At 60.6% G+C, this 21,516-nt stretch carries 30 protein-coding genes and 1 tRNA gene; 14 read left to right on the forward strand and 17 right to left on the reverse strand.

Going from position 1 to position 21,516, the window contains the following annotated elements; genetic code table 11:
- Positions 1-25 precede the first annotated feature (25 nt).
- A complete protein-coding gene (gene lipB, locus ASE94_RS16490) occupies positions 26-769 on the reverse strand; it encodes a lipoyl(octanoyl) transferase LipB (protein ID WP_082461252.1) in 744 nt (247 codons plus the stop codon).
- 76 nt (positions 770-845) lie between these two features.
- Between lipB and ASE94_RS16495 the strand changes: the two genes are divergently transcribed.
- Together ASE94_RS16495 and ASE94_RS16500 are read left to right on the forward strand one after the other, a co-directional pair.
- The gene (locus ASE94_RS16495) at positions 846-1,079 is read left to right on the forward strand and encodes a FliM/FliN family flagellar motor switch protein (protein WP_061906796.1); all 234 of its coding nucleotides are present in this window, start codon (positions 846-848) and stop codon (positions 1,077-1,079) included.
- Between the two features lie 121 nt (positions 1,080-1,200).
- Positions 1,201-1,285: transfer RNA gene (locus ASE94_RS16500), tRNA-Leu, on the forward strand.
- 58 nt (positions 1,286-1,343) lie between these two features.
- Here ASE94_RS16500 and ASE94_RS16505 read toward each other — a convergent pair.
- Both ASE94_RS16505 and ASE94_RS16510 read right to left on the reverse strand, forming a co-directional pair.
- The gene (locus tag ASE94_RS16505; protein ID WP_062631266.1) at positions 1,344-1,871 is read right to left on the reverse strand and encodes a hypothetical protein; all 528 of its coding nucleotides are present in this window, start codon (positions 1,869-1,871) and stop codon (positions 1,344-1,346) included.
- 4 nt (positions 1,872-1,875) lie between these two features.
- Positions 1,876-2,235, reverse strand: a complete 360-nt coding sequence (locus ASE94_RS16510) for a hypothetical protein (protein ID WP_062631267.1) — start codon at positions 2,233-2,235, stop codon at positions 1,876-1,878.
- Between the two features lie 132 nt (positions 2,236-2,367).
- Between ASE94_RS16510 and mgtE the strand changes: the two genes are divergently transcribed.
- The 4 genes from mgtE (at position 2,368) to ASE94_RS16530 (ending at position 6,251) form a co-directional block, all read left to right on the forward strand.
- Positions 2,368-3,783 carry a magnesium transporter gene (mgtE, locus tag ASE94_RS16515; protein ID WP_062631268.1) on the forward strand — a complete coding sequence of 472 codons (1,416 nt, stop codon included), beginning with the start codon at positions 2,368-2,370 and terminating at the stop codon, positions 3,781-3,783.
- Between the two features lie 359 nt (positions 3,784-4,142).
- The gene (locus tag ASE94_RS16520) at positions 4,143-4,820 is read left to right on the forward strand and encodes a glutathione S-transferase family protein (protein WP_062631269.1); all 678 of its coding nucleotides are present in this window, start codon (positions 4,143-4,145) and stop codon (positions 4,818-4,820) included.
- Complete coding sequence (locus tag ASE94_RS16525) at positions 4,817-5,242, forward strand: DUF1489 domain-containing protein (RefSeq protein ID WP_244484076.1); 426 nt, start codon at positions 4,817-4,819, stop codon at positions 5,240-5,242. Before ASE94_RS16520 ends, ASE94_RS16525 begins: the two co-directional genes overlap by 4 nt.
- A 103-nt stretch (positions 5,243-5,345) precedes the next feature.
- The gene (locus tag ASE94_RS16530; protein WP_061906791.1) at positions 5,346-6,251 is read left to right on the forward strand and encodes a division plane positioning ATPase MipZ; all 906 of its coding nucleotides are present in this window, start codon (positions 5,346-5,348) and stop codon (positions 6,249-6,251) included.
- Positions 6,252-6,267: 16 nt separating this feature from the next.
- Here ASE94_RS16530 and ASE94_RS16535 read toward each other — a convergent pair whose 3' ends face one another.
- Both ASE94_RS16535 and ASE94_RS16540 read right to left on the reverse strand, forming a co-directional pair.
- The gene (locus ASE94_RS16535; protein WP_061906790.1) at positions 6,268-6,687 is read right to left on the reverse strand and encodes a helix-turn-helix domain-containing protein; all 420 of its coding nucleotides are present in this window, start codon (positions 6,685-6,687) and stop codon (positions 6,268-6,270) included.
- 68 nt (positions 6,688-6,755) lie between these two features.
- The gene (locus ASE94_RS16540) at positions 6,756-7,328 is read right to left on the reverse strand and encodes a DJ-1/PfpI family protein (RefSeq protein WP_062631270.1); all 573 of its coding nucleotides are present in this window, start codon (positions 7,326-7,328) and stop codon (positions 6,756-6,758) included.
- A 151-nt stretch (positions 7,329-7,479) separates the two neighbouring features.
- Between ASE94_RS16540 and ASE94_RS16545 the strand changes: the two genes are divergently transcribed.
- The gene (locus ASE94_RS16545) at positions 7,480-8,667 is read left to right on the forward strand and encodes a D-alanyl-D-alanine carboxypeptidase family protein (protein WP_062631271.1); all 1,188 of its coding nucleotides are present in this window, start codon (positions 7,480-7,482) and stop codon (positions 8,665-8,667) included.
- On the opposite strand, the gene ASE94_RS16550 is transcribed toward ASE94_RS16545, so the two are convergent.
- Together ASE94_RS16550 and ASE94_RS16555 are read right to left on the reverse strand one after the other, a co-directional pair.
- A complete protein-coding gene (locus ASE94_RS16550; RefSeq protein WP_244484088.1) occupies positions 8,664-8,873 on the reverse strand; it encodes a sulfurtransferase TusA family protein in 210 nt (69 codons plus the stop codon). The two genes, ASE94_RS16545 and ASE94_RS16550, sit on opposite strands and share 4 nt — an antisense overlap.
- A 7-nt stretch (positions 8,874-8,880) precedes the next feature.
- Positions 8,881-9,372 (reverse strand): CAP domain-containing protein, encoded by a 492-nt coding sequence (locus tag ASE94_RS16555; RefSeq protein ID WP_062631273.1) that lies wholly within the window; start codon positions 9,370-9,372, stop codon positions 8,881-8,883.
- A 189-nt stretch (positions 9,373-9,561) separates the two neighbouring features.
- On the opposite strand from ASE94_RS16555, the gene ASE94_RS16560 reads away from it, so the two are divergent.
- Positions 9,562-10,470: an SMP-30/gluconolactonase/LRE family protein gene (locus tag ASE94_RS16560; RefSeq protein ID WP_062631274.1), complete on the forward strand. Its 909-nt coding sequence runs from the start codon at positions 9,562-9,564 to the stop codon at positions 10,468-10,470.
- Positions 10,471-10,530: 60 nt separating this feature from the next.
- On the opposite strand, the gene ASE94_RS16565 is transcribed toward ASE94_RS16560, so the two are convergent.
- Positions 10,531-11,019, reverse strand: coding sequence for a hypothetical protein (locus ASE94_RS16565; RefSeq protein WP_062631275.1), 489 nt, complete (start codon positions 11,017-11,019; stop codon positions 10,531-10,533).
- 180 nt (positions 11,020-11,199) lie between these two features.
- Between ASE94_RS16565 and ASE94_RS16570 the strand changes: the two genes are divergently transcribed.
- From ASE94_RS16570 to ASE94_RS16585, 4 genes are all read left to right on the forward strand, one after another.
- Positions 11,200-11,598 carry an NADH:ubiquinone oxidoreductase subunit NDUFA12 gene (locus ASE94_RS16570; protein WP_061906783.1) on the forward strand — a complete coding sequence of 133 codons (399 nt, stop codon included), beginning with the start codon at positions 11,200-11,202 and terminating at the stop codon, positions 11,596-11,598.
- 7 nt (positions 11,599-11,605) lie between these two features.
- Positions 11,606-12,022, forward strand: a complete 417-nt coding sequence (locus ASE94_RS16575; protein WP_062631276.1) for a DUF2155 domain-containing protein — start codon at positions 11,606-11,608, stop codon at positions 12,020-12,022.
- Between the two features lie 74 nt (positions 12,023-12,096).
- On the forward strand, positions 12,097-12,882 hold the full coding sequence (locus tag ASE94_RS16580) for an SDR family oxidoreductase (protein ID WP_062631277.1): 786 nt from the start codon (positions 12,097-12,099) through the stop codon (positions 12,880-12,882).
- Positions 12,883-12,904: 22 nt separating this feature from the next.
- Positions 12,905-13,402 carry a GyrI-like domain-containing protein gene (locus tag ASE94_RS16585; protein WP_062631278.1) on the forward strand — a complete coding sequence of 166 codons (498 nt, stop codon included), beginning with the start codon at positions 12,905-12,907 and terminating at the stop codon, positions 13,400-13,402.
- Positions 13,403-13,405: 3 nt separating this feature from the next.
- Here ASE94_RS16585 and ASE94_RS16590 read toward each other — a convergent pair whose 3' ends face one another.
- The 7 genes from ASE94_RS16590 to ASE94_RS16620 all read right to left on the reverse strand — a co-directional run bounded on the left by ASE94_RS16590 (position 13,406) and on the right by ASE94_RS16620 (position 18,540).
- Positions 13,406-14,179, reverse strand: a complete 774-nt coding sequence (locus ASE94_RS16590; RefSeq protein WP_082461255.1) for an APH(3') family aminoglycoside O-phosphotransferase — start codon at positions 14,177-14,179, stop codon at positions 13,406-13,408.
- Positions 14,166-14,801, reverse strand: a complete 636-nt coding sequence (aat, locus tag ASE94_RS16595; RefSeq protein WP_062631279.1) for a leucyl/phenylalanyl-tRNA--protein transferase — start codon at positions 14,799-14,801, stop codon at positions 14,166-14,168. Before aat ends, ASE94_RS16590 begins: the two co-directional genes overlap by 14 nt.
- A complete protein-coding gene (locus tag ASE94_RS16600; protein ID WP_062631280.1) occupies positions 14,785-15,216 on the reverse strand; it encodes a hypothetical protein in 432 nt (143 codons plus the stop codon). The genes aat and ASE94_RS16600 overlap by 17 nt, the downstream gene beginning before the upstream one ends.
- A 6-nt stretch (positions 15,217-15,222) precedes the next feature.
- The gene (gene accC, locus ASE94_RS16605; protein ID WP_061906777.1) at positions 15,223-16,569 is read right to left on the reverse strand and encodes an acetyl-CoA carboxylase biotin carboxylase subunit; all 1,347 of its coding nucleotides are present in this window, start codon (positions 16,567-16,569) and stop codon (positions 15,223-15,225) included.
- A gap of 12 nt (positions 16,570-16,581) precedes the next feature.
- The gene (accB, locus tag ASE94_RS16610) at positions 16,582-17,082 is read right to left on the reverse strand and encodes an acetyl-CoA carboxylase biotin carboxyl carrier protein (RefSeq protein WP_062631281.1); all 501 of its coding nucleotides are present in this window, start codon (positions 17,080-17,082) and stop codon (positions 16,582-16,584) included.
- 32 nt (positions 17,083-17,114) lie between these two features.
- Positions 17,115-17,552: a type II 3-dehydroquinate dehydratase gene (gene aroQ / locus ASE94_RS16615; RefSeq protein WP_062631282.1), complete on the reverse strand. Its 438-nt coding sequence runs from the start codon at positions 17,550-17,552 to the stop codon at positions 17,115-17,117.
- A 124-nt stretch (positions 17,553-17,676) separates the two neighbouring features.
- Entirely contained in the window at positions 17,677-18,540 is an 864-nt protein-coding gene (locus tag ASE94_RS16620; RefSeq protein WP_062631283.1) for a DsbA family protein, read from the reverse strand.
- Between the two features lie 155 nt (positions 18,541-18,695).
- Here ASE94_RS16620 and ASE94_RS16625 point away from each other — a divergent pair, with 155 nt between their 5' ends.
- Positions 18,696-19,850 (forward strand): aminotransferase class I/II-fold pyridoxal phosphate-dependent enzyme, encoded by a 1,155-nt coding sequence (locus ASE94_RS16625; RefSeq protein WP_200913672.1) that lies wholly within the window; start codon positions 18,696-18,698, stop codon positions 19,848-19,850.
- Entirely contained in the window at positions 19,847-20,353 is a 507-nt protein-coding gene (locus ASE94_RS16630) for a GNAT family N-acetyltransferase (RefSeq protein ID WP_280137177.1), read from the forward strand. Before ASE94_RS16625 ends, ASE94_RS16630 begins: the two co-directional genes overlap by 4 nt.
- Here ASE94_RS16630 and ASE94_RS16635 read toward each other — a convergent pair.
- Positions 20,350-20,721, reverse strand: a complete 372-nt coding sequence (locus ASE94_RS16635) for a VOC family protein (protein WP_062631284.1) — start codon at positions 20,719-20,721, stop codon at positions 20,350-20,352. The two genes, ASE94_RS16630 and ASE94_RS16635, sit on opposite strands and share 4 nt — an antisense overlap.
- Positions 20,722-20,791: 70 nt before the next feature.
- The gene (locus tag ASE94_RS16640; RefSeq protein WP_062631285.1) at positions 20,792-21,484 is read right to left on the reverse strand and encodes a YafY family protein; all 693 of its coding nucleotides are present in this window, start codon (positions 21,482-21,484) and stop codon (positions 20,792-20,794) included.
- Positions 21,485-21,516: the final 32 nt, after the last annotated feature.

Here is a 21,516-nt window from a genome sequence, read left to right on the forward strand (position 1 = left end):
GGATCATCCGATTTTGGGCGCGGGTTTAGGCGGAAAGGGCAGGGTTTAAGACTGGCGCCCCATCCACAGTCCGCCCAAAGATGGTCTCGAACTTGGCGCGCAAAACCGAATCGACCTCAGCAAGCGACGCCAATTGCCCCAGGTCTTCGAAGCTCGTCACGCCCTGATCGGTGATTCCGCACGGCACGATGCCGCTATAGTGGCCAAGGTCCGGCGAGACGTTGAGCGAAATGCCGTGAAAGGTCACCCATTTCCGAACCCGCACACCGATCGCCGCAATCTTGTCTTCACGGCCTAAGCCGCGATCGGGCCGTTGCACCCAAACACCGATTCGTCCCTCGCGCCGCTCGCCATGGATATTGTGCGCCGCGAGCGTATCGATCACCCACTGTTCCAGGCCTTTGACGAGGCAGCGCACATCGCGCCCGCGCCGCGTCAGATCGAGCATGACATAGGCCACGCGCTGTCCCGGCCCGTGGTACGTGTATTGCCCGCCGCGCCCGGCCGCATAAACCGGAAACCGCGCATCAAGTAGATCCTCGGCCTGCGCCGATGTTCCGCCCGTGTAAAGCGGTGGATGCTCCAACAGCCAGATCGCCTCCGGCGCCTCGCCAGCAGCGATAGCCGCTGCCCGGGCCTCCATGGCCGCGAGGGTTTCCTCATAGTCCATCAGACCATCGAATTGCGTCCATTCGACCGCCTGATCGTCTTCCCGATGCAATTTCGAACGAATTTGGCACGCCTCATCGGCGCTCGTTAAGACTTCCATAACCAAGCCTGAGCAATCCTTAACGCATCAAGTCCGCCGGCATCCTGCGCAGCGGTCCTTCTTCAGAATGTTATCTATGAACACCCTGGACAATATTGAAGTCGATATCACCGTTGAGCTCGGCGCAACGCTTATGCCGATCCATCATTTGCTGCGCATGGGCCGCGGCGCGGTGATCGAGCTCGAACAGTCCGAAAACGACCCGCTCTCCATCTATGCCAACCATACGCTCATCGCCCGCGGTGAAGTCAATGTCGAGGATGGGCAGCTTCGCGTGCTCGTCACGGAGAAGGTCTACAAGCAGGGCTGATTGCCGATCTTCCACAGGCTTGAAAGAAATCTCCATTTAGGTGCTTGAGGTTCGCCAAGTCCTTTGCTACATCCCCACTCGCTCAAGGCGCTTCGGCACCGAGGGCTTCTACCACAGATGTGCGGTCGTGGCGGAATTGGTAGACGCGCAGCGTTGAGGTCGCTGTGCCGCAAGGCGTGGAAGTTCGAGTCTTCTCGACCGCACCATTCACCCCTCGGGGATGAAACAAAAAGCTGCCTGCGGGCGGCTTTTTTGTTTTTGGGTCTAGGTATCGTTGCCGATACGGATCTTGGGCGTCTTGAAGCCCATGGCGATCCAGGCGCCAAGCAGCGTTCCATAGAATCGCAGGGTCTGCCCCGTTCCCGCCGGGACATCGTCTGCCAAAGCGATGCCGTCGGTTCTGTCACTCGTCATTGTCCGCAGTTCGGGCTTGGGACGCGTTTCCGCAGCCCACAGGCTCGAATAGAGGCTCACCCAATGGCCGCTCTGAAATTCGAGAAAGATCGGGCTATTGCAACAGCGGCTGATCACGCGTCGCGTGGGCGCATCGGGCCCGAGGCGGAAAACCTCCAGCAAGTCTTGACCGCGAAGAAAGGCGACCTTGTCCTTGCGATAGAGCACGAACTGCGTTCCGCCATTGTCCTCGAGCATCGGTCGCGCCAGCGGCAGGGGCTGCAGCCGTCCCGCAGCCTCCCGGCAACTGTTGCAGTGGCATTCCGTCGAGATGAAGGGCGCGCCATCAAGTTCGAGGGCGACTTGTTCGCAACTGCACGTCACAACACTCTTGGCCAAACTTCTATCCCTTCAGATTATCTTTGGCATTTTCGTCTGCCCGGAACCGCCAGGCATCTTCCAGCCGCAGCCCCAATTCTTCATCCTCAATGGCGTCGAGCCGAATGAGGACGGTATCGTAGCCGACATAGTGATCGGTCTCGAAATAGATGTCAGGCGAGATTTCCATCAGCAGCACCTTCTGGTCGAGCGGACACTGCATAACCAGTGTCGTCGCGTCGAGTAGACGCACGAATGTTCGGTCCGAAACTTTCAGGGCAGGGGTGCCATAGCTTGTCGTCCGCTCGAACCCCTGCAGCCCGCGGGCCTTCGCCACGGTCTCGATTCGATTAAAGTGTGGGTCGAGATCTATGCCGTCTGACATGCCTGCCTCCTCACATGCATGGGTCGGATGCGAAATTGTCACCAAACTTTGCGGCCCTAGTCTGGCGCCTTCTCGTTCGATTGGCTACTGCTTGCCTTGCCCTGAAACACCCATCCGACGAAGGGGCTCCCAATGAGCAGCGACTTCGAGACAGACCTCGGCCCCACGCCCGAGATGGACACCAGCGCGTTTCGCGACGCTGAAGATCGCATCACGCCGCATTGGCTTGAGCGTCTCCGCGCGTTTCTCGCTGCCAAGCGATCTGAAGACGTCGCCCTCGTCATGGCGCCGCTGCACACATCCGACGTCGGCGACGTCCTCGAAGCGCTCGATCACGATGAGCGCGTGGCGCTCGTCCAGCTGCTCGGCGATCAGTTCGACTATTCCGCGCTCACCGAAGTCGACGAGAGCATCCGCCTCGAAGTCATGGAGGCGATCCCCAATTCTGAAATCGCGAGGGGCGTCGCCAATCTCGACAGCGACGACGCGGTGGCGATTCTGGAGGACCTCGATGAGGCTGACCAGAACGAAATTCTCTCGGCCCTGCCGACCTTCGAGCGCCTGAGCCTCAAGCGCAGCCTCGATTTTCCTGAAGACTCCGCCGGCCGGCGGATGCAGACCGAGTTCATCGCCATCCCGCCCTTTTGGACGGTCGGCCAGATGATCGACTACCTCCGCGCCGATCGCGATCTGCCGGACGAATTCTACCAGATCTATGTCGTGGATGCGGCCTACAAGGTCCTCGGCACTCTGCCGCTCGATCGTGTGCTGCGCTCGAAACGCGCGACGCAGATCGAATCGATCATGAACACCACCCTGGTCCTCGTCGATGCCGCCGACGATCAGGAAGAAGCGGCGCGCACCTTCGAGCGTTATGACTTAGTGGAAGTCGGCGTTGTCGATGAAAACCGCCGTCTCGTCGGCGTTCTCACCATCGATGACATGGTCGACGTCATCACCGAGGAGGCCGACGAAGACATCAAGCTCCTCGCCGGTGTCGGCGACGAAGACCTTTCCGATACGACGGTGGACACCGTCCGCAGCCGTGCCCCTTGGCTTGCAATCAATCTTGTCACCGCCGTTCTCGTCTCGCTGGTCATCGGCCTTTTCAACGGCACGATCGAGCATATGGTCGAATTGGCCATCCTCATGCCCATTGTCGCCTCCATGGGCGGCAATGCCGGCGCGCAGACAATGACGGTCACCGTGCGCGCCCTCGCCATGCGCGAACTGGCAGGCGGCCGTCTGCGCCGACTCATCCGCCGCGAAATGGTCGTCGGTTTTTTCAACGGCGTCATTTTCGCGATCATGATCGGGATCGTCACCTGGATCCGGTTTGGCAACGAGCAACTGGGTGCCGTCATCGCCGCCGCCATGGTCATCAACATGATCGTCGCGGGCACGGCAGGCATTTTGATTCCGCTGGCGCTCGAACGGCTCAAGGCCGATCCCGCAATCGCCTCTGCCGTTTTCGTCACGACAATCACCGATGTCGTTGGTTTCTTCGCCTTTTTGGGAATTGCCGGGCTCTGGTTCGGCCTCTTCTGAGCCTCTTACCGACCTGTGGACTGTTGCAGATAGATCACTTGCAAAGGTTTATGCGCACGGTTAACGCTCTATGACTGGTCATTAGGTCGAGATCAAATGGCTGGATTTGGAGGGCTGACAAGGAGCGGCGCATGCGCAGTCAACCGAAGACCCTGGCTTGGAATTCCGTAAGCTGGGCTCTGGTATGCCTCCTGTCTATGGGGCTCATTATCTCTGTGGTGGCCGGCGTCTGATGTGGAGGAGGAACGCGTCCCCGATTTCGGATCGGTGACAGGTTCCAGCGCTGGAAATCACCACTGAAAAGCTTTAGGGAAGGGCGCCTTGCCAGAGGCGCCCTTTCTCTTTCCCAGAGGTCCGTCATGAAGCTGCTCGTCGGAAATCGCAATTACTCCACCTGGTCACTCCGGCCATGGCTCGTGCTGCGCCATTTCGCTTTGCCCTTCGAGGACGAGGTCCTGATGCTTTCGGGCCCCCGCTGGCGCGAAACGCTCGCCGAGCGCTCGCCGACCGGTAAGGTACCAGTGCTGATCGACGGCGATCTGGCCTTGCCGGAAACCCTCGCCATCATCGAATATCTGGCTGACGCTTTCCCCGAAAAGCCGATCTGGCCGGCTGATCGGCGCGACCGCGCGCTAGCCCGCGCCGCCGCGTCCGAAATGCATGCGGGATTCTCGCAACTCCGCACCCATGCGCCGATGAACCTCCGCGCCTCGCACTCGGGCAAGGTCGATCTCGATTCGGTGCGCAAGGATCTCCATCGCGTCGAACAACTGTGGGGCGATCTCCTCGGCCGCTCCGGCGGCCCCTTCCTCTTCGGCGAGTTCACCGCCGCTGACGCCATGTTTGCGCCGCTCGCGACACGTCTCCGCACGTACGATCTGCCGGCGTCCGACACAGCCGCAAAGTATGTCGAAGCCATTTATGCGCTGCCAGCCTTTCAGGAATGGCGTGCACTGGCGCTCAAGGAGCCGTGGATCGTCGATGATGATGAGATCGACGTCATCCAGGGCCGCGTCGCGCCCGGAACGCTTGCATGATCCATATGGTCAAGCTCTGCGTGGGCATTTCCAGCTTCGAGGAGCTGGAAAGCTACCGCGACGAACGCGCCCATTGGTGGGGCGCGGATTACGGCGAGGATGTCCACGTCCACCGCACGCGCATGATGCCCAAGCGGGCTGCAGAATTGGAAGGCAAGGGCTCGATTTATTGGGTCATTGCCGGCGCCATCGTCTGTCGTCAGGTCATCGAGCGCCTCGCGCCCTATACCGATCCCGAGGGCAAGGACTACTGCGACATCATCATGTCGCCCAACCTCATCCGCACCATCCCCTATCCGAAGCGCCCATTCCAGGGGTGGCGCTATCTCGAGCCCAAGGATGCGCCACCCGACATGGCCGGCAATGACGACGAGAATTCTTCGGAGATTGCTGCAGAATTGGCACGCCTCGGGCTTTTGTGAACAGCTCCGGCCGCGCGTTAATCGTTTAAATATTGTTAATCTTGCGCCCTCTTGTGCATAAGGCCCGAAGCGGTGAGACTCCGCGCAGTGATTTGGGGGCAAGATGGTTCGGCAAGCGGCGCATGTCATCGTCGTTGGCAATGAAAAGGGCGGGTCGGGTAAGTCCACCACTGCCTTTCATCTCGCCATCTATCTACTCTATCAGGGCTACAAGGTCGCTTCGATCGACGTCGATAGCCGCCAGCAGACGCTAACTCATTACGTCCGCAATCGCCGCGATTGGGCCCGCCAGCGCGGCCTCAGCCTGCCGCACACCACGCATTTCCATCTGCCCTTGGCCCGCGGCGATTCCCTCAAGGAAAACAACCGCGTCGAGTTCGACCTCTTCCGTCAGGCTATTGCCGAGGTTGAGCAATCGACAGAATTTATCGTCATCGATACACCGGGCTTTGATACCAATTTGACACGCCTCGCGCATTCGCTGGCCGATACGCTGATCACCCCGGTCAACGATAGCCTGATCGATCTCAACGTCATGGCCCATGTCGATCCGGTGACGGGCGAGCCGCGCGAATTGAGCCATTATGCCCGTCTCGTCCAGCGCGCCCGCTCCGAGCGCCTCGCCATTGACGGACGCACCATCGATTGGGTCCTGGTCCGCAATCGCATTTCCATGCTGTCCTCGCGCAATATGCGCCAGGTTCAGACCATGCTCGATCGCATCGCCATGCGCTTGGGCTGCCGCGTGTCCGACGGCATCGCCGAGCGCGTGATTTTCCGCTCGCTCTTTCCGACTGGCATGACCGTGTTTGATCCGTTGGATGAGGAACTACTGGGCGGCGTGCCATCCATGTCGCACACCAGCGCGCGTCAGGAATATCGCCAGCTCGTTACCGCGCTGAACCTGCCGTTCAGCCGCCGTGCCGAAGCGCGCCGCGAAGTGCTCGAAGCTGCCCCGCGTGAAGGCGAAGCCAATCGCTTCGCCCATATGGCGCCAAGCGATCCCTGAAAAACGGGAAAGGGGCTTACTGCCCCCGGGAGTAGGCGATCTTGCGCGGCTCGCTAGCAGCGACTGTCATCTGGCGCTGGTCATAGATATCCCGCGCCTCGACGATTGAGACATGATGCTCTGCCGACCAGTCCCACAGGGCATTGATCGGCCCCTGCAGCGTCTTGCCCATTTCCGTGAGCGTATATTCCACGCGTGGCGGCACCTCGGGATAGATCGTGCGGCTTACAAGCCCATCGCGCTCAAGGTTTCGCAGGGTCAGCGTCAGCATGCGCTGCGAAACGCCATTGATCATGCGCTTGAGCTCGTTGAACCGCAGGGTGCCGTTTCGGCTCAGCATGCCAACGACCATGACGCTCCATTTGTCGCCGATCCGGCTCAGGACATCGGACATGGCCGAGCAATTGGCATGCTTGGATGTGTCTGTAAGGGACATGGTGCGCCTCGCGTCAATCTGGATACTCAGGCACAAATATAGTCACAGTTACTAGTTGTGACTAGCCCTCAAACCTTCGCGTGATGCTCGGCGCCGTAAAGCCCCAGATAAAAGTCGAGATCATTGTTGCGAAGGCCAAGGCTCTCGAACACCGCTCCCATGAAACTGACGGGTGCCGTCCCGGGGGCCGTCACAATTTTCCCCGCGAGAACAGCCTGCGGTTGGTCCCGATAGCGATCCACGCCTTTGTACCCCGTGTCGGGCAGGCTCTCCGGTCCATTGGCGGTGTGGTCGATGTCGTCCAGAAGGCCAGCTCGCGCCAAGGCAATGACGCCGTCGCAGATACCGCCCACGGTTTTCCCCGCTGCCGCCGCGCTTTTCAGCACCGCACTCACATCTGGCGCCGCCGGCGTGCTCCAGATCGAACCGCCATTGACCAACACGGCATCCACTGTCGAAACGTCGATATCAGCCACTGCAAGCTGCGGCATAACGCGGAGCCCGCCCGACGACACGACCTCTTCGCCATCTGGCGAAGCAAAGAGTGTCTGGATGCCATAGTAGCTGCGCGCTGCCGCATTGAGCAGGGCAGTTTCCCAGTCGGCATAGCTCGGTGTCAGAATGGTCACGATCGTCGTCATGGCGAAAATCCTCAAAACTGTTGCCCAAAAGCTCTGCCCCGCGCGCGACAGATGGCGTCAGTAGCCAGTTCACATGGACGTCAAACTTTGCCCCATTTCTTGAGGCCAAGAGGCGTCGCTGATAAAGACGACCCAATTCCAGAAGATTGCCATGAGATTCCCCGTGCTGTTGTTGCGCCGTTTTGCCATTGCCCTCGCCCTGAGCTTGCTGAGCCTAGCGCCCGCCTTGGCAAATCCGATGCTGCTCGTCGATCGTGACAATCTGAACGTGCTCTATGCAGAGCAGGCCGGCCAGCCCTGGCATCCCGCTTCCCTCACCAAGCTGATGACAGCCTACGTGGCTTTCGAAGAAATCGCCAAGGGCACCGTCACGCTCGATACGCCGGTGACTTTATCGAAATACGCCCTGACCATGGCTCCGAGCCGTTCGGGCCTCAAGGTCGGCACCTCGGTGTCGCTCGAAGACGCGCTTTATATCCTGATCGTCAAGTCGGCCAACGACATGGCCGTGGCCATCGCCGAAACTATCGGCGGCAACGAAGCCAATTTTGTTGCCAAAATGAACGACGTCGCGCGCCGCATGGGCCTGACGGCCACCCATTATGAAAACCCGCACGGTCTTCATGACCCGCTTCAGGTAACCAGCGCACGCGATTTGGCGGTGCTCGCGCTTTATATCGAGCAGAGCTTTCCCCAATACATGCCAATGTTCCACACCAGCGTCGTGCGGATCGGCAATCTCAAGCTCGAATCCCAGAACAATCTGCTGACGACCTTCTCCGGCGCTATCGGCATGAAGACCGGCTTTGTCTGCGCGTCCGGCCTCAACCTCGTGGCCGATGTCGATCGCAATGGTCGCCGCTTGCTCGCCGTCGTTCTCGGCGGCTCGTCGGGTCGCGATCGCAATGAGCGCGCCGCCGAACTCCTGCTCAAGGGCCTGTCGGGCTCGGCGACGCCAACCGGCCAGACCATTCTCAATGTCAGCAATGCGGTTGGCGCCGCGCCTATCGATATGCGCGCCAATATTTGCGGTAAGGACGCCGCCACCTATGTGAAAGCGCAGGAAGCCGCATTTCCAATGGGCATGAAGGGCCAGCCGAGCTATCTCACCGACCAGATTGCCGCCGTCGAACACGTCGCGACCGATCTTGGCCGTATGCGCACCGGCATTGCCCTGCCGCGCCCGCGTCCTGCCCACGTTCCGGCGTTCCCGAGCGCAGCTCTGGTCTCAGACACCACGACGCCTACAACGGCGCTCGACGCTAACCTGCGCCCGGGCCTCGAACTCGCCGGCAGCCCGGGCGTGCCTTATCCACGACCACGCCCCGCTTCGCGCTAGGCTTTCGTGATCTCGAACCGCAGCGTGTCGCCTTCGCGGTGCAATACGCAAGCATGGCCGCGCTGGCGGCAATAGAGCGGAATATCGATCTCCGCCATCGGGTCGGTCGCAAGTACCGTCAGAGCCGCGCCGCCCGCCAGGCTCTCGATACGCTTTTCGAGTTTCAAGACGGGCAGGGGGCATCTCAGCCCCCTGGCATCGATCAAGGCGTCTTCAGTTCGCAATCAGCAGAACCCAATGCACGCCATAGCTCGAGGCAGCGCTATAGGCGACACCAATGCCCGCCTTGCTACCGCGCGCTGCAAGACCCGCAGCATCGGCTGGGCTATTGCGCCAGCCCGAGAACGTGTTGGCAAAGGTCGAATAGCCGGCGCTGAGCTTCATCACCGACATGCCCTGCGGCGTGGCCGGGGCCGTATTGGTCTGCGCATATTGATTGGCAAGCGCCTGGGCGGTGCCATCGAGGCTGGCATCGGCCACGAGCGCCGGGGCTCCAACAGTCGCGCGATAGGAATTGATCAAGGCGATAGCCTGGGCCTTGTCGAGCCGCGCGCCGGGCTGGTCCATGCTGGCCGTCAGGCCTGCCGAGAGGCCAGCAGGCGAGCTGGCGCCGCCGCCCATGCCCATCATTGAACAACCGGCAATGGCCATCGTCGCGGCAACGGCGGATCCAAGGGCGAGGAGGCGGATAGGGGTGATCTTCATGAGTATCCTTTGAAAGGCTAGGGCGCCGTTTGCGGCCAAAGTCTCACGGCAAGCCTGATGCGAGGTTAACCGAAGGCTGCCGGGATTGCCGCAATTGAGCCTCCCCACTAAGGTCGCCTTGCCCTCATGGGGCAAGTTTGCGGCAGGGTCGGGGCAATGCCCTTCCTCCGCCGAAGGAGGAGGAAATAGGTGTCCGCACCAGTTCATGACATTATCGATCCGCGCTTCAGCGATCTCATCATCGGCAGCGCCCAGCTCGAGCGCCTCTATTCCGGCTGCCGTTGGGCCGAAGGCCCCGTTTGGTTCAGGGATGGCGACTATCTCATCTGGAGCGACATCCCCAATCGGCGAATGATGCGCTACCTGCCTGATGGCACTGTCGGGGTGTACCGCGCAGATTCCAATTATTCCAACGGCAATACTCGTGACCGCCAGGGCCGCCTTGTCTCCTGCGAGCATGGCCTCCGCCGCGTCACCCGCACCGAATACGATGGCACCATCACCGTCCTTGCCGATCGCTTCGAGGGCAAGCGCCTCAATTCTCCCAACGATGTCGTCGTCCATTCCGATGGCAGCGTCTGGTTCACCGACCCGACCTACGGCATTCTCACCGATTACGAAGGGTTTCGCGCCGAACCCGAACAGGCAACGCACAATGTCTATCGCCTGGACCCATCAAACGGCGAGTTGACCGCAGTCGCGACCGACTTCCTGCAGCCCAACGGCCTCGCCTTTTCCCCCGACGAGAAGCGCCTCTACGTCGCCGATTCTGGCTCGAGCCATAAGCCCGGCGCCCCGCGCCATATCCGCGCCTTCGATGTCGCAAACGGCACGCTCGGCAACGGACGCGAATTCTGCAATCTAGAATTCGGCGTCCCCGACGGCATGCGCGTCGATACCCAGGGCAATGTCTGGACCAGCGGTGGTCCCGCCGTTCATTGCTATGCGCCCGATGGCACATTGCTTGGGCGCCTCAACATACCTGAAGGCGTTGCCAATCTCACCTTTGGTGGACCAAGGGGCAATCGCCTCTTCATCACCGCTACGACGTCGCTCTACGCGATCTATCTCGGCATCAGCGGCATTCAGCCCCACTGAAAAAGCTCGGGGAGCGGTGTTGCCACCACTCCCCGCTCATCCTGTCCCGGATAAGAATTCTTAGTGCAAGCCGTTCACCGGCGCTTCGCTCTCGTCATCATCGTCGTCAAGGATCTCATCCTCTTCGTCGTCGTCGAGAGCCGCAGCTTCCAAATCCTCTTCCGATTCTCCCGAAAGCTCGGTCAAAGCGTCGACATCGTCCGGCGAAAGCGCGTGGGAGTGATCGGCAGGATCATCGAGGAGCACATTATCCATGCTGGCATGGTCGTCAGCGGTTTCATTGTCGGCGCTCAGTTCCTCGATGGCGCGATCGATTTCATCGAGCATCGCCGCCGGGTCCTGGTCGCCCCAATCGCCGCTTTCCCGGATTGTCGCGTCGTCACGCAGATCGCGCAGGCGGGCCAATCGGTCCTCGACCGACAGGTCGCCGCCATAAAGCAGGTCTTCGATTTCGCTCTGGCTATAGGGCTGCGCGATATTGGTCTGGTCGGGAATATCGTAATTGGTCTCGTTCGGGCTCAGAATGCCGCTATTGTGGTTCGGTGCCATTGCTCGTCTCCCGTGAAAGGTTCGATGCGATGCTAACGCCACCGAGCGCACCCGGTTCGACCACACTGCAATTCGTGATCACCAGAAGATGCCGCCAATTTGCATAGCTTGGGTCTAGGCTCTCCGGTGCGAGCATGATAAACCGCTCGACAAATCGTTCCTGTTGAGCGGAATCGTCTCGTGGCCAAGTCTGATACCAAGAAGTTCCTCACTGAAATCTTCGCCTGGTGGAGCGGCCAGACGTGGGGAACCCGCCTCTGGATCAAGCGCTTCGGCAATTTCGTCGGCACCGACGAATTCGGCAACCGCTATTATCAGGACAAGAAGGCAAACCGCCGCTACGTGACCTATGCCGGTTATGCCGATGCTTCCGCCATCCCGCCCGGCTGGCACGGCTGGATGCATCACCGCACCGACGTCGTGCCCGCAAGCGCCGACTACAAGCCGCGTGAATGGGAAAAGCCGCACCAGGCCAACCTCACCGGCACGGCCGAAGCCTACCGCCCCGATGGCAGCTTGCTCAACAAGGGCGAACGCCCGCGCGTCACCGGCGATTATCAAGCCTGGTCGCCCGAATAAGGCGCCCATGCGCCTGTCCCATCTCTTTCGTAGTCTGATTGCCGTGGCCCTTGCTGCGGCAATTGGCATTGCACCTGTTGTCGCCCAACCGCTGGCCAACCCAGTTGCGACCTTAGCCGGTCTCGATAAAATCACCGGCCGCATTACGCGCTTCGACGTCTATATCGGCGAAACGGTGCTTTTCGGTGCGCTCGAAATCACTCCGCGCGCCTGCTATGACCGCCCGGCCAATGACACGCTGCAGCGCACCTCCGCTTTCCTCGAGGTCGACCAGCGCTCGCTCGACGGCACGGCCAAACGCATCTTTACCGGCTGGATGTTTGCCGATAGCCCCGCGCTCAATGCCGTGGACCATCCCGTCTACGACGTCTGGCTCATCGAGTGCAAAACCGGCACCAACGTCCCGCCGCCCGACCAGCGATAATTTTATTTCGCTAGCGTGTTTAAGCACGGCGATGCCATTCGTCGTCGTGCTGAAGCATGCTGCGGAGGGAAACGATGCTGCTCAGGGGAAAGACCGCCATTGTCTATGGCGGCAGCGGCGCGGTGGGTGGAGCCGTCGCCAAGGCATTTGTGCGCGAGGGCGCCACAGTCCATCTGGTCGCCCGCAATCGAGATCGGCTTGAAACAGCAGCCGAAGCACTGCGCGCCAGCGGCGGCCAAGTCTATATCGACACGGCCGATGCCTTCGATCGTTCTTCGGTAGAGGCCCAACTCAAAAATGCCGAGGCCATCAGCGGCCCGATCAATATCGTCTTCAGCGCCATCGATTGGGGCGACGCTCAAGGCACCAATCTGACCGACATCGATTTTGACCGCTTCATCATGCCGGTCGAGCGTGGCCTAAAATCCTGGCTCAATATCGGCGCCGTCGTGGCGCGTCACATGAGCGAAAATGGCGGTGGCGTCATTCTCGGGATCACCGCCAATGCAGGACGCGAGGCTTATAACCAGATGGGCGGCTTTGGCATAGCCTGCGCCGCGGTCGAACATTATCTCCGCCATCTTGCCGTCGAGAATGGTCCCCAGGGCGTGCGCTGTTGTTGGGTGCGGTCGCCCGGCTCGCCCGATACGCCCGGCATTCGCGAAGCCTGGACCATCCACGCCAATGAGCGCGGCATGACCTTCGACGAAATCCACGCCGAATTTGCGAAAGACACGCCGCTGCGCCGAATGGCGTCCCTTGCCCAAGTCGCCGATGCAGCCCTGCTGCTCGCCAGCGATCTGGCTTCCAGCATGACCGCCACGATGGCCAATGCCACGGGCGGCGGCCAGGTCGATTGATCACACCAGAGGAAGACGAACCATGCTGACCCTGCCCAAAAATGAAGTGCGCAAGCCGCAGGCCTATATCTATGTGCCGTTCACCGTAACCATGAGCCAGATGCAGAAACCGGCCCAAGAAGGCTTTCCGCAGCTCTTCAACTATATCGGTAAGCATGGCCTGACCCCGGTCAGCCCTGCTTTCTACAATTATCGCCGCATCGATATGGCGTCGACGCTCGATGTGGAAGCGGGCATTGCCGTCGAATCTGCTGGCCCTGACGAGGGCAATGTGCGCAACGGCACACTGCCCGGCGGCAATTTCCTCGGTCTGAGCTGGGTCGGCCATCCGGACAAGCTCGAAACGGTCACCGGCATGCTCATCGGCTGGGCGCGCCTCACCCAGCAGGATTTCGATATGGAAGAACGTCCCGACGGTGACCACTTCGCCTGCCGGCTCGAAATCTACGAGAGCGACCCGGAAGAAGTGCCTGACATGGAAGAATGGGTGACCAACCTGTCCTTCAAACTGAAGGACTGATCCTCAAAAAAGCTCGTCGAGCGCGCAGTAAAACCTGTAGCGCTCGGCGTCGAATTGCACCCCATAGGCGTCGAGAAAGGCATGGACCATATCCATGCCGCCATTGAATTCGAGGCTCCAGCAGGCCAGCGCCAGATCCTGCCAACGATCCGCCACCCCGAGCCGCGCACAATCGACGACGCCGCTGAACCGTCGCTCATGGGCAAGGAAATTCGGCAAGGACGCATCACCATGCGTCACGACCCGATCGGTCTCCGCTGGCCGGTTCGCCTGCAGCCAGTCATAGACCTGCTGGGCCGTCCAACCTTCATGCCGATCATCGAAATCAGTCTCGTCCACCCGCCCCGCCAGCATGTTGGCCTCGCCATCACGGAGCCGTTGATCGATCGAATGATCGAAGGGACATTGCGCTGGATCAAGCGCATGCAGCCGCTTCAATCCGTCCGCAAGCACTTGAATCAAAACCTGAGGTTGACCCACCAGGTGCGTCAAATCCCTGCCTTTTACCTCGGTCATCAAGAGCCAGTTGAACGCGTCCGCCGTTACCTCGTCGACAATGCGTGGCGCCGGAAAACCCATCTCAGCCAGATAGTCGAGCCGCAGCAGTTCCTGGCTAAGTTCGCTGAGTTCATGCGCCGCCTCGGCCTTAAGGAAAAGCGCCGTCTCGCCCATCGGAATTCGCCAAACCGACGCGCCGGATTTGCCGATCGTTACTGTTTGCCAGTCTCGCCCAGCCAGCGATTTGAATTGCAGCGGCAGCCTCTCACGCGGATCCATCAAGCGCTCCCCAATTGCCTTCGGATGAGAGCGCCAGCGCCAGCCGGTCCTCGTAGTCCGCCCGCGAAATCTCGATCCCACCCAGCGAGGCCAAATGCGGCGTGATAAACTGCGTATCGAGCAGTTCGAAGCCGCCCGCGTTCAGCCGCTCGACCAGATGCGCCATCGCCATCTTGCTGGCATCGGTCCGGCGGTGGAACATCGATTCGCCAAAGAATGCTGCGCCGATCGCAAGGCCATAGAGCCCCCCGACGAGATCCTCGCCGTCCCACACCTCGACCGTATGCGCCACTCCGCGCCGAAACAGTTCGCCATAAACTGCGCGGATTGTCCCGTTGATCCAGGTTGTCGAGCGGTCCTCACCCTCCGTCGCGCAGCCTTCGATAATGCCTTCCCAGTCGGTATCGACGCGAATATCCCAATCCGATTGCCGGATCGCCTTCCGCAAGCTTTTGGAGGCATGAAAGCCATCGAGCGGCATGATCCCGCGCCATTCCGGACTAACCCAGAAGACATCCTCGTCGGCCGCGTCTTCCGACATCGGAAATATGCCGGCGCTATAGGCACGCACGATCAGCTCCGGCGTCACCTCGATATCGAACGGGTCAACCTTGCGCGCCAAATTCGCCTCCCCACACCAAGTGGTCGTCGTCCGGCCCGGCGCCCAATAGCCGCCACTGCTCGCCGGAATGATCCGCGCGAGGCCAAACCGTGAGCTTGAAAGCGCCTATATCGATCTCAATGACGCCATGGGTCATGGCGACACTCTCAACGACCATACCTTCGACCGGCGCCAGAGCGCCCGGCACCAAGGCGCCTTTAAAGTCAGCAACCACTCGCCCAGCCTGCTCGACTTGCCAGCAACATTGCACATGCAGCGCATGCGAGCCGACAAAGATTGTCGCACCCACGCGCGGCCCATAACCGATGATTTTGGAGTGCAGCGGCCCGAAATCGAACATGGCCATATCGGCGGCAAAAGCCACGCGATTGAAAGTGAGGCCCGCAAGCGCCTCGATGGCGGGTGCGGGCCCCATGTGTCGTCAGACCTTGTTTTCGGCCAGGAATTTCTCGAGCCAGTGGATATCATAGTTGCCGGCGATGATGTCCGGTTGTTTGATCAGCCTCTGGAAGAGGGGCAGGGTGGTCTTGACCCCATCCACCACGAATTCGTCGATCGCACGGCTCAGGCGTTTGAGGCATTCCTCGCGCGTCCGGCCATAAACGATCAGTTTGCCGATCAGCGAGTCATAATAGGGCGGGATTTTGTAGCCCTGATAGACAGCCGAATCGACGCGTACACCGACGCCACCCGCTGGATGATAGAAGGTGATCGTGCCAGGTGATGGTGCAAAGGTCTGCGGATCCTCCGCATTGATGCGCACTTCGATGGCATGGCCATAGAAACTCACCTGATCCTGCGTCATCGACAGCGCTTCGCCCGATGCGACACGGATCTGCTCATAGACGATGTCGATGCCGGTGATGCGCTCCGTTACGGGATGCTCCACCTGCAGGCGCGTGTTCATCTCGATGAAATAGAACTCGCCGTTTTCGTAGAGGAACTCGATCGTGCCGGCGCCGGAATATTTGAGCTTCCGCATGGCGGCCGCACAGACTTCGCCGATCTGGTCGCGCTCTGCCGGAGCGATCGTCGGGCCGCCGGCTTCTTCCCAGACTTTCTGGTGACGGCGCTGCAGCGAGCAGTCACGCACACCAAGATGCACGGCATTCCCTTGGCCATCGCCAAGCACCTGCACTTCGATATGGCGCGGCTTGCCGAGATACTTTTCCATATAGACGGAATCGTTGCCGAAAGCGGCCTTGGCTTCCGAACGCGCGGTCGACCAGGCGACAAGCACGTCGGCTTCCGTCTGCGCCACCTTCATGCCGCGACCACCGCCACCGGCAGTTGCCTTGATCAGCACTGGGTATCCGATCGACTTGGCCGTCGAGAGCGCGTCGGCTTCGGTTTCAACCGCACCAGCCGAACCGGGAACCACGGGAATACCAAGCTCCACAGCGGTTTTCTTCGCCGTGATCTTGTCGCCCATGATTTCGATATGGTGCGCCGATGGACCGATAAAGGTCACATTGTGCTCGCCGAGAATCTTGGCAAAGCGGGCGTTTTCCGAAAGAAAACCATAGCCGGGATGGACGGCATCCGCGCCCGTGATCTCGCAGGCGGCGAGGATCGACGGGATATTGAGGTAGCTGTCTTTGGCCGCATTGGGGCCGATGCAGACGCTCTCGTCGGCAAGGCGAACATGCATGGCATTGGCGTCGGCCGTAGAGTGCACTGCAACGGTCTGGATGCCCAGCTCCTTGCAGGCACGCAGGATGCGCAGGGCGATTTCGCCGCGATTGGCGATCAGGACTTTCTGAAACATCGAAAGGCCTCCTTACTCGATAACGACGAGCGGCTCGCCATATTCAACCGGCTGGGCATCGTCCACGAGAATGCGGGTGACAGTGCCCGAGCGATGCGCCGGAATCTGGTTCATGGTCTTCATCGCTTCGATGATGAGAACCGTCTGGCCTTCCGAAACCTTCGTGCCGACATCGACGAACATCGGCTTGCCCGGCTCTGGCGAACGGTAGGCAGTGCCAACCATGGGCGAGGTCAGCGTGCCAGGATTGGACGTCAGGTCTTCCTTGGTCGCTGCGGCGGCCGGAACAGCCGAAGCGCCGGCAGCGGCCGGTGCGGCGGGAACAGGGGCAGCCGGCGGCGCGAAATATTGCGGGGCAGGCGCATAGGCCGGAGCTTCGACCGGGTAGGAGCGCGTCACGCGGACCCTGAAACCCTCTTCGTGCTCGATTTCGATCTCGGCAAGGTTTTCCTTGTTGAGAAGTTCGGCGATGGCGCGGATCAGGTCCTGATCCACCTGCGATGACTTGGTCATTCTTGTCGGTCTCCCGGCTTCGCGGCGAAGCGTTATTTCAGTTTCTGAGCCATGGCTTCCAGGGCCAATCTATACCCTAGCGTGCCAAAGCCGCAAATGACGCCAAAGGCGACTGCCGACACATAGGAATGGTGTCGGAAGGCCTCGCGCTGATGAATATTACTGATGTGAACTTCCGCAACCGGCAGCGCCACGGCCTTGAGGGCATCGTGGATTGCCACCGAAGTGTGCGAATAGGCGCCGGGATTGATCAGGATGCCATCGGCCGTGCCGAGCGCTTCCTGGATCCAGGTAACCAGTTCGCCTTCGTGATTGGATTGGCGGAAGTCGATGGCAAGGTCGAAATCGATTCCGGCAGCCCGGCAAAGGGCCTCGACATCTGCCAGGGTCTGCGCGCCGTAGATTGCCGGTTCGCGCTTGCCGAGCATGTTGAGGTTCGGGCCGTTGAGGACGAGAACGTGCTTTGCCATGATCTCTAGCGTTGTGCACCGGCTGTTTCCGGTGGTGCAAGGCCGGTTACACGAAATGCACCGAAAAGGCGAGCCTTCCCGGTGCGTTGAGGCCAACTATCCAAAGAGTCGGGCGATATAAGGGCTAACTACAAGCCGTCTCGCCGCAAGCGCGCATATTGGCGATGCGGGTGCGCAGATCATCCACCCCGATCGCGCCAGGAATGATCTCATTGCCGATGATATAGGTCGGCGTCCCCGTAATCCCGAGCGATTGTGCGATCTGGTAAGACGTCTGGATGGTCTTGGCCACCCGATCCTCGCCCATCTGCAGTTCAAGATTGACCGGGCTCAGGCCCAGGTCAGCCGCTGCCGCGAGGGCCACTGACTTGTCCACCTTGCCGCGGCTCGAAAACAGCGCCTCGTGGAACGTCCAATAATCGACATCCGACTCGCCGACGAGCACGCCGATCCGCGCCGCATCGATCGACTCGTTGGAAAGGATCGGGAATTCCTTGAGAATGACCTTTAGGCCAGAATCTTCCGCCAGCAGCGTCGCGAGATCGGGCAGGGCAGCACGGCAATAGCCGCAATTGTAGTCGAAGAATTCAACCAGCGTCACGTCGCCATTGGGATTGCCCAGGACGACCTGACCGGGGCCATTGAAGATCGCATCATGCATCTCAGCGATCGCCGTGCGCGCCTTGGTCTCGCCCTCGGCCTTGAGCGTATCGTCCAGCGCCACCGAAAGCCGCTGCAACAGCTTGGGGTCGCTCATCAAATAGCTCTCGATCATCGGGTTGAGCACCGCCGGGTCGATCGCCGCCGTTTCCTGCACGGGCGCCGTCACCTCTGGCGCTGCCGCCTGACGCTCGTCGAGCACCTTTTCAACGATGGCGCGAACCGCGACGGTATCTGTGGCCGGCGCCGGACGGTTGAGCTGCGAATAGCCCAGCGCCCCTGCACGAATGCCGGCCACGGCCGCCAAGACGATAGACAGACGGTTCATCTGATCCCCAACGCTTTGAATTCACTTGCGGCCTTCTAGCAGACCGCGCGCCACACTGGCACGGAACAATTGCTGCCGTCTGAAGCGCGGTTTCAATTGTTGTTGAGTTGCACCACACTTGCCGCTAGTCCCGTGTCCAAACAAGGACAAAGCCGATGACCGCCCCCAGCACCGACGGCCTGATGCCATTTCTCGCCATGGACATCCTCAACCGCGCCAAGGTGCTGGAAGGGCAGGGCCGAACGATCTGCCATCTTGAACTGGGCGAGCCCGGCCAACCCCCCGCGCCAAAAGTCCTCGAAGCCGTCGCCCGCGCGCTCCCCAATCCGCAGGGTTATACCAGCGCCAAGGGCTTGCCCGCGTTACGCGAAGAACTCGCACACTATTATGAGCGCCAGCACAACGTCGCCGTCAGCCCGGATTTGATTCTGGCGACAATGGGTTCGTCGGCAGGCTTCATCCTCGCCTTTCACACCGCCTTCCGCCCCGGCGCCCGCATCGCCATCACGCGTCCAGGCTATCCCGCCTATATCAATACCATTATCGGCCTCGGCTTCCAGGTCGCCGAAATCCCGGTTTCAGCTGCCAATAACTGGCACCTCACAGGCGCCCAGATCGAAGCCGCCTACAACAAGATGCCCTTCGACGGCCTGCTCTTTGCCAGTCCCGCCAACCCCACCGGCTCCGCCGTCGATCGCGCCGGCCTCGTCGACATCATCGATACCTGCAAGCGGCTGGACATCACCTTCATCTCGGACGAAATTTACCACGGCCTCGATTATCGCGGCCCATCAGTGTCGGCGCTCGAACTGACGCGCGATGCCATCGTCATCAATAGCTTCTCGAAATATTATTGCATGACCGGCTGGCGCATCGGCTGGATGGTCCTGCCCGAAAGCCTCGTCCGCCGCGCCGAAGTTTTGCAGCAAAACCTCTTCATCTCCGCGCCAACACTCAGCCAGATCGCCGCCAAGGCGGCGCTCGGCGAACGCGATTATTCCGAAGAGCAAAAGGCCATCTACGCCGAGAACCGCCGCATCCTCACCAAGGGCCTGCAAGACCTCGGCTTCGATCTCCCCACCGCCGCCGACGGCGCCTTCTACGCCTATGCCGGAATATCGAAGTTTTCCAACGACTCACTGGCCTTTTGTGAATCACTTCTCGAACAAGCCGGCATCGCCTGCACCCCCGGCGTCGACTTCGACCGCACCAGCGGCCAAGGCTACATCCGCTTCAGCTACGCCGGCACCAGCCAAACGGTCGAACTCGCCCTCGATCGTCTGGATAAATTCTTGAAGGCCGGCGCGTGACCGTCCCGACCTTGCAAACTGAGCGCTTGATCCTCCGGCCGATGCGGCAGGATGACCTCTGGCCCTATTGCGAATTGATGGCCTCCCCGCGCGCAACCTACAGGGGTGGACCGCACGACGAGCTCGCCGCGTGGCACATGTTCTGCCAGGATATCGCGCTATGGACCATTTACGGCCATGGCGGTTTGATGATCGACCTCAAGTCCAACGGCCTCCGCATCGGCCAGGTCGGCATCAACCACGGCCCGCTATTCCCAGAAAAGGAACTGGGCTGGTTTCTCTATGATGGCTTTGAAGGCCACGGCTATGCCACAGAGGCCGCCATGGCGATGCGCAATTGGGCTTTTGAAATCTTGGGTATCGGCACGCTGGTCAGTTATGTCGACCAGAATAATCTCGCCTCCGCCAAAGTTGCCCGACGTCTTGGCGGGATCGAGGACCCCGCTGCCCAGCGCCAGGACCCAATCGATCTAGTCTTCCGCTATACGAAAACCGACGTTTAGCGTGGCCGCGCCGCTGGCGTAAACACACGCAACCGATGCCCGTCAGGATCGGCTACGACGAACGTATAGCCAAAATCCATCCGCGTCGGCTGTTGCAAGACCTCGGCCTTACCGGACCAATCGGCGAATGTCGCATCCACTGCAGCATCGTTCTCTTCGCTGAATGTCACTTCCACCCCGCCCGCTGCACGTGGCGTGGGCTCGATCTCCTTCGCGATCCAAAACCCGAGCTTGATCCCATTGGGCAGCACATAAAGCAGGAAAGTCGGCGACGCCTCGACCGGCTCGATCCCCAGGATCGGTGAATAAAAGGCGCGGCTGCCAGCGATATCGGCGACGGCCAGAAGAATGTAATTAAGAATACGCATCGGTAAGCTCCTTTTCGATGAGCTCACTCTAACGCTGGGGACTGTCAGTTTCCGGCAGTGCCTTGCTCGCTCACCGGGGCAAAATCCCTTCGCGCTCCCGCCACGCCTTCAGCATCACGGCGCGCCGTCTGGGATAGCGAACGTCCGTGGGCGTCAGCGCCGTGATCCGATCGATGCGGAAACTGCGAAAATCCTCGCGCAATTCGCACCAGCCGACGACCACGCGCACCGCTTCGAAAAAGCCGATCATGAACGGCCAGATCGTCCGCTCCGACACCGCGCCCTCCGCCCCGCGATAGCCGATTACAAGCTTCCGCTCGTTGCGAATGGCCAGCCGGATCACGCCAGCATCGATATGATCCTCGGCCTGCCTCGCCGTCTGCGCAACAAGCAGATTTGTCGCCTCGGCACTCTCGCGCAATTCACTTGGCAATACTGCCAAAATCTTGCTCAGCGCCTGTTCGGCGGATCGACTCAGCCGCTCATCTGCCGATCGCCTCGCCACCCAACGCGAGCCAAGCACGATCGCCTCGATTTCATCGGCCGAAAACATCAGCGGCGGTAGCGTAAAACCCGGCCGCAGCACATAGCCAAGCCCCGGCTCGCCCTGAATGTCAGCGCCCTGCGCCTGCAGCGTCGCGATATCCCGGTAGAGCGTGCGAATGGAAATACAGAGTTCGCGCGCGAGGTCCGGCCCGGTCACCGGCACGCGCTTGTTGCGTAGCAATTGCAGGAGATAGAGCAGGCGTTCGGATCGCGACATGATGGAAAAAGGGCGGCCCGAAAGCCGCCCTC

Origin of the sequence: Devosia sp. Leaf64, assembly GCF_001421945.1 — a bacterium.
In the GTDB taxonomy this organism is placed as follows: domain Bacteria; phylum Pseudomonadota; class Alphaproteobacteria; order Rhizobiales; family Devosiaceae; genus Devosia.